Annotated in this window: 12 protein-coding genes; 1 reads left to right on the forward strand and 11 read right to left on the reverse strand. The window is 62.6% G+C overall.

Features of this window, described 5'->3' with window-relative positions:
* The first annotated feature begins 74 nt into the window (after positions 1 to 74).
* Positions 75 to 470, forward strand: a complete 396-nt coding sequence (locus tag AC4LFW_RS19495) for an RNA-binding S4 domain-containing protein (protein WP_491821243.1) — start codon at positions 75 to 77, stop codon at positions 468 to 470.
* On the opposite strand, the gene AC4LFW_RS19500 is transcribed toward AC4LFW_RS19495, so the two are convergent.
* The 11 genes from AC4LFW_RS19500 to AC4LFW_RS19550 are packed head-to-tail and all read right to left on the reverse strand — an operon-like array spanning position 471 to position 13,454.
* Complete coding sequence (locus AC4LFW_RS19500) at positions 471 to 1,226, reverse strand: carbohydrate deacetylase (RefSeq protein ID WP_491821245.1); 756 nt, start codon at positions 1,224 to 1,226, stop codon at positions 471 to 473. It lies immediately after the preceding gene.
* A 15-nt stretch (positions 1,227 to 1,241) separates the two neighbouring features.
* Positions 1,242 to 2,393, reverse strand: coding sequence for a GNAT family N-acetyltransferase (locus AC4LFW_RS19505; protein ID WP_491821247.1), 1,152 nt, complete (start codon positions 2,391 to 2,393; stop codon positions 1,242 to 1,244).
* Positions 2,390 to 3,094, reverse strand: a complete 705-nt coding sequence (locus AC4LFW_RS19510) for a GNAT family N-acetyltransferase (protein WP_491821249.1) — start codon at positions 3,092 to 3,094, stop codon at positions 2,390 to 2,392. Before AC4LFW_RS19510 ends, AC4LFW_RS19505 begins: the two co-directional genes overlap by 4 nt.
* On the reverse strand, positions 3,091 to 5,016 hold the full coding sequence (locus tag AC4LFW_RS19515; protein WP_491821251.1) for a hypothetical protein: 1,926 nt from the start codon (positions 5,014 to 5,016) through the stop codon (positions 3,091 to 3,093). The genes AC4LFW_RS19510 and AC4LFW_RS19515 overlap by 4 nt, the downstream gene beginning before the upstream one ends.
* Complete coding sequence (locus AC4LFW_RS19520; protein WP_491821253.1) at positions 5,013 to 6,323, reverse strand: lipopolysaccharide biosynthesis protein; 1,311 nt, start codon at positions 6,321 to 6,323, stop codon at positions 5,013 to 5,015. The genes AC4LFW_RS19515 and AC4LFW_RS19520 overlap by 4 nt, the downstream gene beginning before the upstream one ends.
* Complete coding sequence (locus AC4LFW_RS19525) at positions 6,320 to 7,315, reverse strand: polysaccharide deacetylase family protein (RefSeq protein ID WP_491821255.1); 996 nt, start codon at positions 7,313 to 7,315, stop codon at positions 6,320 to 6,322. The genes AC4LFW_RS19520 and AC4LFW_RS19525 overlap by 4 nt, the downstream gene beginning before the upstream one ends.
* A 3-nt stretch (positions 7,316 to 7,318) precedes the next feature.
* Positions 7,319 to 8,455: a glycosyltransferase gene (locus tag AC4LFW_RS19530; RefSeq protein ID WP_491821257.1), complete on the reverse strand. Its 1,137-nt coding sequence runs from the start codon at positions 8,453 to 8,455 to the stop codon at positions 7,319 to 7,321.
* Positions 8,448 to 9,413, reverse strand: a complete 966-nt coding sequence (locus AC4LFW_RS19535; protein WP_491821259.1) for a glycosyltransferase family 2 protein — start codon at positions 9,411 to 9,413, stop codon at positions 8,448 to 8,450. The genes AC4LFW_RS19530 and AC4LFW_RS19535 overlap by 8 nt, the downstream gene beginning before the upstream one ends.
* Complete coding sequence (locus AC4LFW_RS19540) at positions 9,410 to 10,783, reverse strand: O-antigen ligase family protein (RefSeq protein ID WP_491821261.1); 1,374 nt, start codon at positions 10,781 to 10,783, stop codon at positions 9,410 to 9,412. Before AC4LFW_RS19540 ends, AC4LFW_RS19535 begins: the two co-directional genes overlap by 4 nt.
* Positions 10,780 to 11,889, reverse strand: coding sequence for a glycosyltransferase family 4 protein (locus AC4LFW_RS19545; protein WP_491821263.1), 1,110 nt, complete (start codon positions 11,887 to 11,889; stop codon positions 10,780 to 10,782). Before AC4LFW_RS19545 ends, AC4LFW_RS19540 begins: the two co-directional genes overlap by 4 nt.
* A complete protein-coding gene (locus AC4LFW_RS19550) occupies positions 11,862 to 13,454 on the reverse strand; it encodes a GumC family protein (protein WP_491822191.1) in 1,593 nt (530 codons plus the stop codon). The genes AC4LFW_RS19545 and AC4LFW_RS19550 overlap by 28 nt, the downstream gene beginning before the upstream one ends.
* Between the last annotated feature and the right edge of the window lie 5 nt (positions 13,455 to 13,459).

Raw genomic sequence — 13,459 nt, forward strand, 5'->3', positions numbered from 1 at the left:
TTCTAGACAGGCTGCATGACAACCGCATCCTAGTTCCAACCTAATGACAACGAGACGCCAGGCAGAGTTGAACGATGAGCGAGAAAGATGACGGCAAAGTCCGTCTGGACAAGTGGCTATGGGCGGCGCGCTTCTTCAAGACACGCGCCCTGGCAAAGGCCGCCATCGAGGGTGGCAAGGTGCACTGCAAGGGCGAGCGTTGCAAGCCGAGCAAGGAACCCAAACTTGGCGAAGAACTGGCGATTCGGGCCGGTTTCGATGAGCGCACCGTGGTGATACGGGCGCTGTCGGCCGTGCGCAAGGGCGCGCCAGAGGCTCAACTGCTATATGAAGAGACCGCCGAAAGCCTGGCACGCCGCGAACATGCAGCTGCCATGCGCAAGGCCGGCAGCCTCGGTGTGGAAACCGACGGCAAACCGAGCAAGAAGCAGCGTCGTGCCTTGCAGCGCTTTCGTTCGGACGCGGGGTGATCAGAGCTCGCTGTAGGCAATACGCTGGACGTTCGCCAGGCGGCGTTCCAGTAACTCATCCAGGCGCACGCCGGCCGCCAGGTACTCGTCACCGAAGCCTTCCGCCAGTTGGGTCGGATGCACGACGACTTCCAGGGTCCCCAGCACGGGTATGCTGCAGGTGATCAGGTCATGGGGCGTGCAGGCAAAATCGGCGGTTTGCCCGGCTAGCCGCCGCAGGTGGCGATTGAGCAGCCTCTTGAACAGACCTTTGGGCAAGCTGATGTTGGCCCCCAGATTGCGTGCCGGGCGCAGCGGGACGCCTTGCTCTGCGGCAAAGCGAGCCAGCTCTTCGCCGACCGGCCACAGGTTGTGCACGTGCTGGTGAGAATCCACATGGCTAGGCCGGACGTCATGGTCCAGACAGCGCTGCCACTGGGCCTGGATTTCCTGACGTACCGCGTCGCGCACGTCTCGCGACAGCGAAACACTGTGACGGGAAAGGTTCAGATCGAATTCGCCCGCCGATGAACAGAATGCGCGATGCGCGGCGATCGGTTGGGTCAAGGGTCGACCATGAGTCAGGTTGACATGCAAGCCCACGCGCCCGTGCAGGCCCTCGGCATGAACCTGCTGGCAGGCCTCGACAAATGCCGGGGTATTGGCCATTAGCGTCGCCGAGCTGATCAGGGCTTGGCGGAACGCGGCGACAATGACCTGGTTGTTGTCGCTCGACAGGCCGAAATCGTCGGCGTTGATGATCACTCTGGAGGGCATACCAGTTCTCGGTAGTCAGCAGGAGGGGCGCTCGACAGCTCCGCGCGCGGCGGCCCTGGCGGTGCGTCGTTCACGCCAGGCCAGCAGCCTCGGTTTCACATGCAGCCATAGCCGGTAGGAAAGCCCCAGCAGAATGCCGCCCGGTCGGCGCGAGTAGAAGCTCCAGCGCAGATGCTCGACCTGGCCGGTCATGCGTTCGTGTAACTGATGGCTGGACTGGCGCAGGCTGACCCGGGAGGCATCGATGTATTCCCAACCCTCGTCCAGGCCCCAGCGAAACCATTCATCCAGCAACAGCCGGCCGCTGCCCAGGGAGGCAAATTCCGGCAGGAAGGCAAGGTTGTAGTCGTACAGACGGCCTTGGTCGAGCAAGCCGAGACGGTAGCTGATGCAGCGGCCCTCGAGGGTCAGCTGCACCACCCGTACGCGGCCTTCGGCAGCCAGGGCGGCGAGGCCCTTGATAATCCAGTCCCGATTCCGCCCGGCGCTGAAGATGCCAACCCCATCCTCACCTTTCCAGCTGGCGTCCTCGACCGCCGCTAGCTGTTCGAGACAGGGAAGTATGCTGGTTGCATCCGGCGCCAGACGCTCCACCACAGCGCCGCAAGCGTCGGCACGTTTGCGTGCACGTCGCAGCTTGTAGCGGGTGTCACCGGTGACTTCCTGGCGATCATCCTCGCTCAGCCGATGCTCTGGGGCGCGGCAGCTGATACGCGCCTCCGATTGCCAGCTGAGATCTGCCCAGCGCGCCAGCACGCTGCGATGGCTAGGGTGTACGGCAATCTCGTTGAGCTGCAGTCGCGCATGGGGCATGCGCTTGCGAATAGCCCGCAACGCCGGTTCCAGCAGGGCGGCGGCTTCGGCCTCCAGCATCAGCCCGACGCGGTCGCTCAGCGGATGGCCCAGGTGCCTGACCTCCTTTATATTCATGCCGAGCACGCGCAGCGGGCAGAGGATCAGCGGCAGGCAACCGACCAGATGGTCGCTCTGCCAGAGCAGCAGCACCTGTAGGCTGCAGTCGGCAGTCAGGGCCTGCTCGGACGCGCGCAGCCAGCCCAGGTGGTTGAACGGCGTGCGCTGTTCCAGACGATTGCAGAGCCTCTCGTAGGCCTCGGCAGGAAACGTTGGAGAACTCAGGCTCGTTAGCCATTCCAGGCGTTCGGTCATTCGCTGAGGGGCTCCGCTGCGGTGGGTTGCCTGGTTTGAGTGCTTTGTCGTGATTTGCGCAAGTGGTTGAAACGCTTGCCGTTGTAACGCGAATACCGATGAAAGTTCAGGCAGTTGAACAGGCGGTAGAGGTGAATGCTCTCGCCGACTTCCTCGAAGCCCAGCTTGACGTGCATCTGCAACGCCGGCGTGTTGTTCGTGTTGACGACCGCCCTCGTATGGCTGAAGCCTTCATCCCGAAAGGCTTTCCACGGCTCGCGTTGTAGAAGCACGGCCATGCCCGAGCCCCGGTAGGGTGGAGCCACTTCGCCGGCAAACTGATAGATGCGTCCGGGCGGCAGGCGCAGCCAGCAATGGTAGGTCTGGTCATCGTAGTAATCGCTGCGGCGAAACCAGGCCATTCCGATGACCTGTCCCTCGGCGTCAAGAAAGGCCTCGCCGAGGCTGTCGGACTGGATGAGCGCCGGCAGGCCTGGCTTGTATAGCGAGAAGTAACGGTCGAACGCCGGCAGCAGCGCGTTGGTGATGCGTTCCTTTCGCCACGGGCTCTGGCGGGGAAAGCGTGGTGCCGGCAAATCCAGCGCACGTTCCATCCAGATCAACTCCTCGTGACGGTAGACATAGCGCTCCCACAGCAGGCGGGCGCTGCCAAGCCAGCCTCTACGCTTGATTTTATCGAGCAGCGAGCGTGATTCCGTCATGGGTGCGACCAGTCCACGGAGAACAAGGTTTCTCCCGGCAGGGTGAAGCTGACGGCGTTCTGTTCGCAGCGCCAGCTGCCCACGCGTTCGGTGCTGTCCTGACCGAACAGCGTCAAGCTTACTTTGCTGGCGCAGGCGACGGGCTCGACGCGCACGGTTTGTTCCCGAGGCGTTTTGTTCACCCCCAGTACGCGCTGCAGCGTGACGCCCTCGGCGGACGCGTCCAGCGCCAGGGCATCGACCTCGAATGCGCTGTTATCCATCTTCATGACGCGGTTGCCCCAGTGCCGGGCGATAAACGCCTGGGCCAGGCCCACCGGTTTGAGAGCATAGCCGCCGCGACCGTCATCGCGCAGCATGCCCTTCGGATAGTCCGGTTCATCGGCGGCCTGGAAGTAGTTGATCATGTCCAACAGGCCGTCCTGCGAGGCGTTGATGACGACCGATGCCCACCATAGCGAGGAGAAATGAGTGTCCTGCTCATAGGGGCTCAAGCTAGAGCCGCTGGAAATATTGGTCTGGTCCAGCAGCAATGCCTTGCTGGGGCGAGCCTGCTCATCCAGGCCGACCAGCTTCGCGGCAGCGAGCACCGTGTCTCGATAGCTGCGCGTCGCGAGCAGGTCTCGCACCATCCATTCATGCCAGGCCAGGGCGTCGATGTATTTACCGTGCCGCGCCAGCATTCGCTCGGCCCAGTCCGCCCCCCGTCGCTGGTCGGCGTTGTCTCGTGTCGGTCCGTTGATCAACCGCGAACTGGCCGGCATGGCGACGCGCACGCCGGCGGCGCGGGCCTTGGTATCCTCGCGAATTTGCTGGCTGACGGCGGCAAAGTAGCGTTCGTAACTGTCGAAATCGGGATAATTGAGGTTGGGCTCGTCGGCTACCGAGACATAATGCAAGCCGCCGCCGAGCGCACGGCTGTCCTCTAGCCAGATGGCCAGCCCCGTGAGGGTGACCGTATCGGCTTCCAGCACCGCTTGGCGTCCGCTGCGGGCCAGCAGCGTGACGCTGTGATTGACGCCGAAGCGCTGTTGATACGTCTGACGGAAGGCACGCTCACGCTCGGGTTGTTCGGCCAGGACGTTGACGAAACTGTAGTATCCGCCTGACTGGGGTTTGAGCGAGTCCAGCGCTGCGTAGGCTAACTGTGGCGGCGCCGCATAGGGCAGCGCGATGCCGACCGAGGGGGTGGGGCCCAGGGCGACATCGTGCAGCTTGAGGCGGACTTCGCCCTGAGCCCAGCGGAGCGGCTGCAGATGCTCAGGTCGCTGCGCGAACAGGTTGGCGGTTCCGTCCAGCCAGAATGCGGCTTTGCCGCTGCCCTCCAGTGTTAATTGCCAGACCTGGTTCTGGTCCGACACCGGCAGAGGGACCTGATCGAAGCGTGAATAGATGTCGTGGGCATTCAGGTTCAGCCTGATTTGTTGCCCATCCGTTAGCCGTTTTGCTCGCAATGCCTGCACACCGCCGTGGTATTTGCCAGCCAGCACGACACGCTCGCCCGCACGGGTCATGAAATACAGCACCACACCCGGACCGACGTCAGCGCTGAAATGCAGCTTGACTGGCTCAAGCATGGCGGCGACGGAGTCGGCATGGCTGATCTTGTAGTCGCGAAAGCTGTAGCCCGGAATCTCCAGGCGATACGGGCTGGCAGCCTTCGACAGCGTCCATTGCTGTTGTCCCTGGGTTTCGCTGGCCGCAATGGCTCGATCGGCCTGCAACCGGCCGCGTCCATCAAGCAGGTAAATGCGCTCGGGGTTGGCTTGCGCCTGCCAGGCTGGCGCCCAGCTGATCTTCAACGCTTGGGTGTCGCGCGGGTAGAGAAAGAGCGTGCCATCGCGTAGCGCCTGCCAGTTCAGGTCGGCAGCGGTGGCAGACTCCGCCATCAAGGCTGCGAGAAGCATGAGGATTCGTTTCACGGCGTGATATCTCTGCCCTTCAAAAGCGGGCGCAGCCGCGCCAGGTCGCTTGGAAGGATAAACAACGTATGTGCCAGCGACACCTGGCTGAGCCGGCAATAAAACATCAGCATTGCCAGACTGACCATCAGGTAGGCTGCAGAGGACGCCAAACCGGCGCCTACGATGCCCATCGGCGGAATAAGCAAAAGGTTTAGCACGACGTTGAGTGCCGCTCCCGCGCCCATCATCAGGGACACGCTGCCAGGACGGTTCTTGCCGAGCAGGTCCAGGCGCAGAATGCTGGCATAGCAAAGGCCAAACAGACCTGGCAGCAAGGCGAGCAAGGCGGGATAAGCAGGAGCGTAGCTCTTACCGAACAGGCCAACGATTAGCCATTCACCCAGTAGCGCCATGCTTGTGCAGGCTGCAAACATCACCGTGGCTGTGATGCGTAGCGCGAAGGACGTGAGCTGCTTGATACCTTCGCCCTGCCGGAGCAGGCGCTTCATCAGCGGCGTGGTGACCGCTTCCGGTACGATCAGCAGCAACTCGGCGGCCGCTGTGGCCATTGCGTAATAGCCCAACGCCTCGCTGTCGATAAATGCACCGATAAGCAGGTAGTCAGAGCGCAGTAGTACCTGTTGAAACAGGACATCGGGATGGCTCTTGCCGCTGTAGCGCAACAACTCCCGGTGTCTGCGAGCATCCCAGCGCAGCCGCAGCTGATGAAAGCGTCCCAACCAGCACCATCCCGCGACCGCCACCAGACCCATGCCCAGCAGCCAGCTGATGACCGCGGCCTGAAGCGCGTTGCTCTGCCACATCCAGAACAGGGCCAGGAACAGCGCCAGGGGAGCCAGCGATTCGAGCAATCGGAGCGCATTAAAAGATACGACTCGGCCATCACCGTTGTGTAGCGTCAACAGACCGCTCTTGAGGATTGTCAGTGGCACGGCGAGCAGCAAAATCCAGATCAGCGGGCCCAGCTGACGCGCGGTTTCAATATCGGCGCCAAACCGATCGACCAGCAGCACGCCGCATAAGGTCAGCAGTCCGGCCGCCAGGCAGCCAAACACCACCAGCTGGGTGAGCAACAGGGCCATGGAGCGCTGCTGGGCTGCCTGAAAGCCTAATGCGGTATTCAACCCCCCGATGGAAACGGCCGCCAAGAGCTCTGGCAATGCGCTCAGCAGAGCGAACAGGCCTCGCTCGGAAGGCCCGAGGATCCTGGCCAGCAGTACGTTGCGTAGCAGCCGCAAGCCGATCATTGCCAGGCGGGTGCCGATGCTAAGCAGAAGGTGATGCCAGAACGTCTTGCTGCTCATTGCGCCAGGCTCCGCATCAGCCGCCAGGCAAACAGACCCGGGTGACGAGCCATCGAGTGGCTGACGCCGATGCGAGCCAGCGCCAAAGGCTCATCACCGTCACGATGGGGGCCTGGGCGGGTGCTGAGGGCCCGGCGATAGCCGAGCTGCATCACTGCCTGGCGAACCCGACTGTCGTGGTTGCCGTTGGGGTAGCAATAGATGGGCAGCGGCACTCGACAATGAGCCGCCAAAACGTCATGGCTGCGCTTGAGGTCGTCGGCCAGGGTCGTATCGTCCATGTGCGTGAGGATCCCGTGTCGGGCGCCATGTGGGCCGAAGCGCACCCACCCAGAGCGTTCCAGTTCCTCTACCTGCCGCCAATCCATCGCTTGCGGTGCCCCCTGTAAGCAAGTGTCGGCCAACGCCTGCAGAGTTGCGGCCGGCAGGGCTTTCAGCGATTGCAGGTACAGCGCCAAGGCGTTGCTGCGGCTTCGCTCGGGCAGGGCGTCGAAGCCGGCCGGCAAGGGCGCCGCGCCGCAAGCTGCGAGCCCTTCCTCGAGCAGGCTTCGGGCGGTTGTGCCGCGCCGGCTCCAGAGGGTTTCACCGATGTTTTCCCACCAGAATCCCTGCGAGCTCCCGATGTAGTCGGTCGAAAGGAAAATGCTGGCGGGCACGCGGTTCCGCACGAGCAGCGGGAACGCGACCTCGGCGTTATCCCGCCAGCCATCGTCGAAAGTCAGCGCAACCCGGCAACGCCCGTCGCTGGGCGCGTCCAGCAAACCCTCCAGCGGGACACAGTCAAAGTGCTGCTGCAGCCATGCGAGCAGCTGCGCGAACGCCAACTGGCCAATACACAGCTCGGAACGATGAGGCAATGCGGCGGCGCGGTCATCGGCCAGCACGCGGTGCAGCATCAGGATCAGGCGCGCGTCACGGCGCTGGCGCCGTCCTCCAGGACTGTTGAAGTGAAACCAGCCGATGGAGGCCTTGAGCGCTTGAGACGGGGTCATGGGTTAGCGATTCTGCTGTGGATTCCATTGCTCATAACTGTGTCCTCGCAGAAATTGCCAGAGGCCACCGCACATTCCTGCCAGCGTCACGAGGAGGAATGCCGCCAGCCGGAATGGCTTGGGCAGGATCCCACGCATGTCCAGCAAGCCCAGTAGGCCAATGAGGTACCCAAGGAGCTGGGCGATCAGAAAGGACTGGTAGAACGGTCCGCTTCCCGCGAGCCAGATGCTGCTGAGCAGCAGGGGAACGAGCAGCACGGGCGCCAGACGACGAATCAGCTTGTGACTGATGAGCGCCACGGAATAGAAACCGTGCCGCAGCGGATTCATCAACGTATGTCGGCAGGCAAGGCTCTGCAGACCCCCCACGGTGACGCGCAAGCGTCGGCGAAACTGCTTCCCAGGCTCGTCCACGCCATGATCCAGCACCACTGCATCGGCGGCGTAAACGATACGCTTGCCGGCCACGGGCGCACAGGTGCTAAGGAAGAAGTCGTCGTTGACCTGCGCTGGCACGGGCTGGAACAGTTCCCGGCGTAGCGCGAGCAACGCGCCATCGGTCGAAACCATGCAGCCGGTGCGGTTTTCGGCACCGCGCAGCCAGGCCTCGTAGTGCCGGTACAGGCTGTCGCCGAAGCTGAGTGCGTGGCCTGGATCGGGAATGACCATGTGTCCGCCGACACACCCTACGTCGGGGTCCGCCAACGGTGCCAGCAAGCGCCCAAGCGTATGCTCGTTCCACTGATTGTCCGCGTCGGTGAATACCAGCACGTCTGCATCGGCTTGTGCCACCGCGGCATTCAGTGCGGCCGCCTTGCCGCTGCGCGGCAGATCCAGCACGAGGACCCGCGGGTCCATCATCGCCTGAGCTTGGGCAACGGTGTCATCGGTCGAGCCATCGCTGGCAACGACGATCTGCAGACTGGCTGCCTGATAGTCCTGGGCCAGCAGTGTGCGTAATTTGCGCTCGATGTGCGCGCCTTCGTTGTGGGCGGCAATGATCACACTGACCGACAGCGGCGTGCCTCGTGGTGTCGGCTTGTCCGGGATGAAAGCGGCGACCATCGCCAGCGTAAGCGGGTAGCCCAGATAGGCATAGGCCGGAAGCAACAGGCAGAGCCAGAACACATAATCAGCCACGGGCAGGCCTCCTGGCGGTCCAGTTGAACAAGCTAAGCAGGAATGCGCCGCCGGCCAGATGGAGGCGTAACCAATGCAGCACGCACAGGTGAAGCGACAGCGAAAGGTCGTACTGACGAACGCTTTGGCGCAGGCTAAGCAGGAAAGGGGGCAGCATGCTGAGCGAGGCACTGACCAGCGCTAGCGGAAACAGGCCTGCGATGACGGCGGTCAAGGCGACCAGTGACAACAGCCCATTGGCAAGGGCGAGCAGAGGAAAGCGTAGCAAGCGCCATCGGTCATGTTTCTCGTTGCGCATCAGTTGCAGGTGGCTGCCTTGACGCCAAAGCTCCTTGCCGAACCATTCGCGCCAGCAGCCTTCGTAGCCCCAGTGCAACACCGTTGGCGATTTGAGCAATAGCTGGCGCGCACCCTGGCGCTGCAAGCGCAGCCCAAGATCCTTGTCTTCCCCGGTACGCAACTCCTCATTGAAGCCGCCAGCGGCGTCGAACGTGGCTCGGCTCAGGCAAAGGTTGGCACTGGGTAGCCAGCTTGGACGAAGCTCGGCGCGTCCGGGCAGGCTCCGACGCTGCCAGGCGCGGGCATACCATGGGGCCTGAGCAGGGGTGTCACAGGCCAGCGAAAGCACGTCGGCATCCTTGCTGTCAATACGCATGGTCCACTGTTGCAGCCAATCGAGCGGTACTTCGATGTCTGCGTCAATGAAGGCCAGGTTGTCGTAGGTCGCCGCCGCCGCGCCGCGGTTGCGCAGCGCGCCGATATGAAGCCCCGGGTGGTGCAAGACGCGAGCACCGGCCGCCTCGGCGAGCGCGGGGCCTGTGTCGCGCGAGCCGTTGTCGACAACAATGAGTTCACAGGCCATTCCGGCCGCCTCGGCTGCGGCGCTAGCCGCGCGCAGCGTCCGGCTGATGTGCCGGGCCTCATCGAACATGGGGATGACGATGCTGACTCCATTCATGTCATCTGCCTGAAGCGTGGGAGTCGCGATTCGGCATCGAGCCGCAAATAGCCGGACAGGCCCAGCATGATCCACAGGTACTTGTGGTTGGGTGCACTGAGGAACATCAGGAACAACGCCATGGCCAGAAAGCTCAACGCCAGGTGGGTGGCCAGATCGGCTCGTTCGCCATCATTGCAGGCTTGCGAAGCCTGTCTTGCTCGCTCGAAGTTGCGCAGGCCGAGCAGGACTAAAGCGATGAACAGCAATCCGCCGGGAATGCCGATTTCGCTGAAAAGCTCCAGATAGGTATTGTGTGCGCGCCGGTAAAGGTCGGAGGTGCCCGCTTCCTCGGAAAAAGCCTTGGCGAAGCCGGTCGCGGCGTAGTGAACCGGAAAGGTGCCAGGGCCGCTGCCGACCAGGGGGTTGTCGCGGATCATGCGACTGCCGACCACCAGGTATGAGGCGCGGCGACCGAGGGAGGCGTCCTGATGGGCATTGATGCCGGATTTGAGTTCGACAAGCGATTTGATGCGTGCCACGTAATCGGCAGGCAGCGACATCAGGCCCAGCGGTGCTACGATCGCCGTCCCAAGCAGGACGAACCCCAGGTGGCGCGAACGGATTTGACGCAGCTCGGCGCGGTGATGCCAGAGCCCGATCAGCAAGCAACCGATCAGTACCACCAGACCGGAGCGGGAGTCGGTCTTGGTCATTCCCGCCAGCAGCAGAAGTGTGACCGCCAGCCAGCCCAGTCTGGTCAGCAGGTGGCGTGCGCGCAGTGCGAGCCAGGCGGACATCGGCGCGGCAAAGGCGATCAGCAGGGCGAAATAGTTGGCATCTTCGAGCAGGCCGATGGCGCGACCGCCAACCTGATGCTTGGCCGACACCAGCGCCAGCGCACAGGTCGCGGCAACGCTTAGCGACACCAGCCTGAACAGCATTTTCACGTCCAGCTCCGCAGCAACCAGTACGGTAATGAAGAACAGTGCCAGCCCCACGGCCAGCTCGCGCAGGTGTCCCAGAGACAGGCCGAGGCGTTCACTGAACATCAGGCTGATCAGGTAAGCGAGCATGAACAGCACGAGGGGTCGCCAAAGGTTGTTGCGCAGGCGCGCCTCAGGCAACTGCCTCAGCAGCAGTTGCACGGCGAGGATTCCGATCATCGACACGCCCAGCAGCTTTGCCCCGGTAAATTCAGTGCCCTTGAACAAGCCTTCGAACGGCACCAGGGCGGCGATGCCCAGTAACCCCCAGGCCGGCCGGCGATAGAGCGCGGCCAGCCCAGCCAGGCCAATGACCACGAATGGCGCGAGGAACGGCCACGGGCTGGCCAAAAGTCCCAGGCAGAGCAGTGCCAGCAAGGCACCCATGGCGGTGGCTGCGATCATCCGGCAAGGCCTCTGGCGCGCTGATAAAGCTGTCCCCAACGTTCAGCGAGGACGGGAAGGTGATAGCGACCGAGTTGCGTCAATCTCCCCTGCGTGGTGAGGCGGCTGGCGAGGCCGGCGTCACAGACCAGGCGTTCGATCTGCGTGGCGAGCGAAGCGCAGTCGCCCGGTGCCGCCAGCAAGCCGTCATGCTCGTGCCTGATCATGTCCGGTACGCCACCAACCGCGAATGCGGCCACCGGTGTGCCGGCCTGCAGGGCCTCCAGCAGAATCATGGGGGTTCCCTCGGTGCGGGAGCTAATGACCAATGCCGATAAACGCCCTAGCCATGCCCGCATGTCCTGCTGGTAGCCCGGCAATGGTATGCGCGCCGTCAATCCGGCCGAGTTTATGCGGGTTTGGAGCGTGTCACGCTCGTCGCCCTCTCCAAGGAGCACGGCATGCCAGTCCGGGTGACGCTGCAGCAGGGGGATCACGGTGTCGAGGAAGAGGTCGGGGCCCTTTTCGCTGCTCAGGCGACCGACGTAGCCGATCAGCGGGCCGCTGCCTGACGCGGCAGCCATAACCGGTGCCGCTTCCGGGAGCCCGTTGGGGATCACCTCAAGCTTCTCCGGGCGAACCCCCGCCGCGCAGTGGATGCGCTCAATGCTGTCTGCCACGCAGACGACCTGGCGCACCTGCGGAAAACGGCACAGCTGCAGGCTCACACGGGTGTAGAGCCGCTGCTTGCGGCTACGCGGCGTAAATCCGTGCTGCGTGATGACCAAGGGCAGGTTGAACAGCGAGGCGGCGACCCAGCCGAACAGCATGCCCTTGAAGTTGTGCGCATTGATCAAGGGCCGCTCGGCGCGCCGTTGGCGCACATGTCGCAACAGCGCGGCCAGGCCCTGGCAGGCGAGGCTGTCCACACCTGCCTGGCGGAAGCGTTCGATCAATGCCGAGGGAGCATCCAGAAACATCACCTGGTGCTGTCCCGGCGTTCCCAGACAATGATCCAGCAGCATGCGTTCCGCCCCGTAGAAGCCGCCGCTGCTGATCAGATGAATGACCGGCAGGGTCGCTGGCCGCATCATTTTTTTCACTTGCGTATCCAGTACCAGACCCATGGCCAGCTCCAGGCCTTTGGTTTCGGAGGTTGCGCAGCCTCTTTCTCGTTGATTACGAGCAACACCGGTAAACCGAGATGCTCCGTAAGCTGCGCCGGATGTTTGAAACGATGGTCGAAGAACTCACGCAGGTAACCAAGCGCTACGGCAAGCATGAGCCCGGTCAACAGGCCGAGCGGCACGATCAGCATAGGTTTGGGAAAGGCCGGTTCCGTGGGCTCGTAGGGCCAGCTGAGCACCCGGGCATTGGAGGCGCTGCCGTCGAGCAAGCCCTGGGACCGGCTCTCTTCATAGCGCTGGGTATAGGTGAAGAACGCCTTGTGGAGGGCATCGATTTCCGTATCGAACAGGCGAAGCTGTGCCTGCACGTTCTGCAAGACGCCTACGCGAGCCTTGTATTCATCTATGCGCGTGGTTTTCTGCCCAATCACCTGCTGCAATGTGGTGAGTTCACTCTTGCGCTCGAGTATCCGGTTCTCCACGACCTTGAGGAACTGATCGCGCGTGCGGCCGATCCGCTCACGTTGTTGTTTTACCGGCAGGCTATCTTCCTGAAACGAGGCGGTTGCATTGCCGTAGCTGCTGACCTGATCGATCAGTTTTTCGCCGAGTTGCTTGATTTCGCGGTCTTCATAAGCAGCGTTATCGACCGTATGGGTGAAGGTGAACGGGAAGGTCCCTTCATTAACGCTGGCCTTGCGGGCTGAGGCGAGATTGGTAGTGAGGTAATCGAGCCAGCGCCGGTTCTCCAGGAGGCGGTCACGGTACAGATTCAGCGCCTGTTCTTCCGTGTTGATCGCATTCAGGCGAAAGGTGATTTCTTCCTTGGGGTCCGACGCGCCGATGCTTTCGAGCAGAGCTCTGCGACGTTCCTCCAGCTCTCCGATGCGAACCTGGTACTGGCTCTTTTTCTGTTCGAAAAAGGACTCGGGGAGGTCATTGGATTGCAGGTTCTGGCGGCTCTTGAGGTAATTTTCCAGAAGACGGGTAACCAGTCGCGTGCCGAGTTCGGGATCGGCGAAGCTGTAGCTCACGGAGATGACGTTGGACCCGGGCAGGGTTTCCACCGTGAGCGCGGCGCTGGCCTGTTCGGTCAGGGCATCGACAGTGCCGTCGCGCACCGGGTCGATTTCAAGCCCTACCGCGCTGCGCAGCGGATTGATGACATGCTCGCGCAGCGGATTGGCGACATAGGTGCGCAGCGGCTCCGTCACCAGGCTATTAACGATGCCTTTGCTAGGGCGGTAGACACCTTCCTCATAGAGTTGGCGAACGGTTTCGCGCATCAGCGAGGGCGAGCGAAGAATGTTGCTTTCCGTTTCCATGTCGGCGAGTGACGGCGGCAGGAATTTGTCCGTCTCCTGGCTGAGCGCTGTGTTAGCGTCGCTCTGGGGCAGCTTCTTGGACTGCACCAAGACCTCGGCGGTGATGTCGAAGGTCTGCTTGAGCAGCAACGGCAACAATAGTGTGATGACGGCAAAGACCAGAAATACCCGCTTGATCAACTGGCGGTTGGCAAAGAAGATCCGTAGGAATTCATGCAGGTAGTTTTCGTTCGGAGGCACGACGT

It is taken from the genome of Stutzerimonas sp. C6.4V (genome assembly GCF_058536345.1).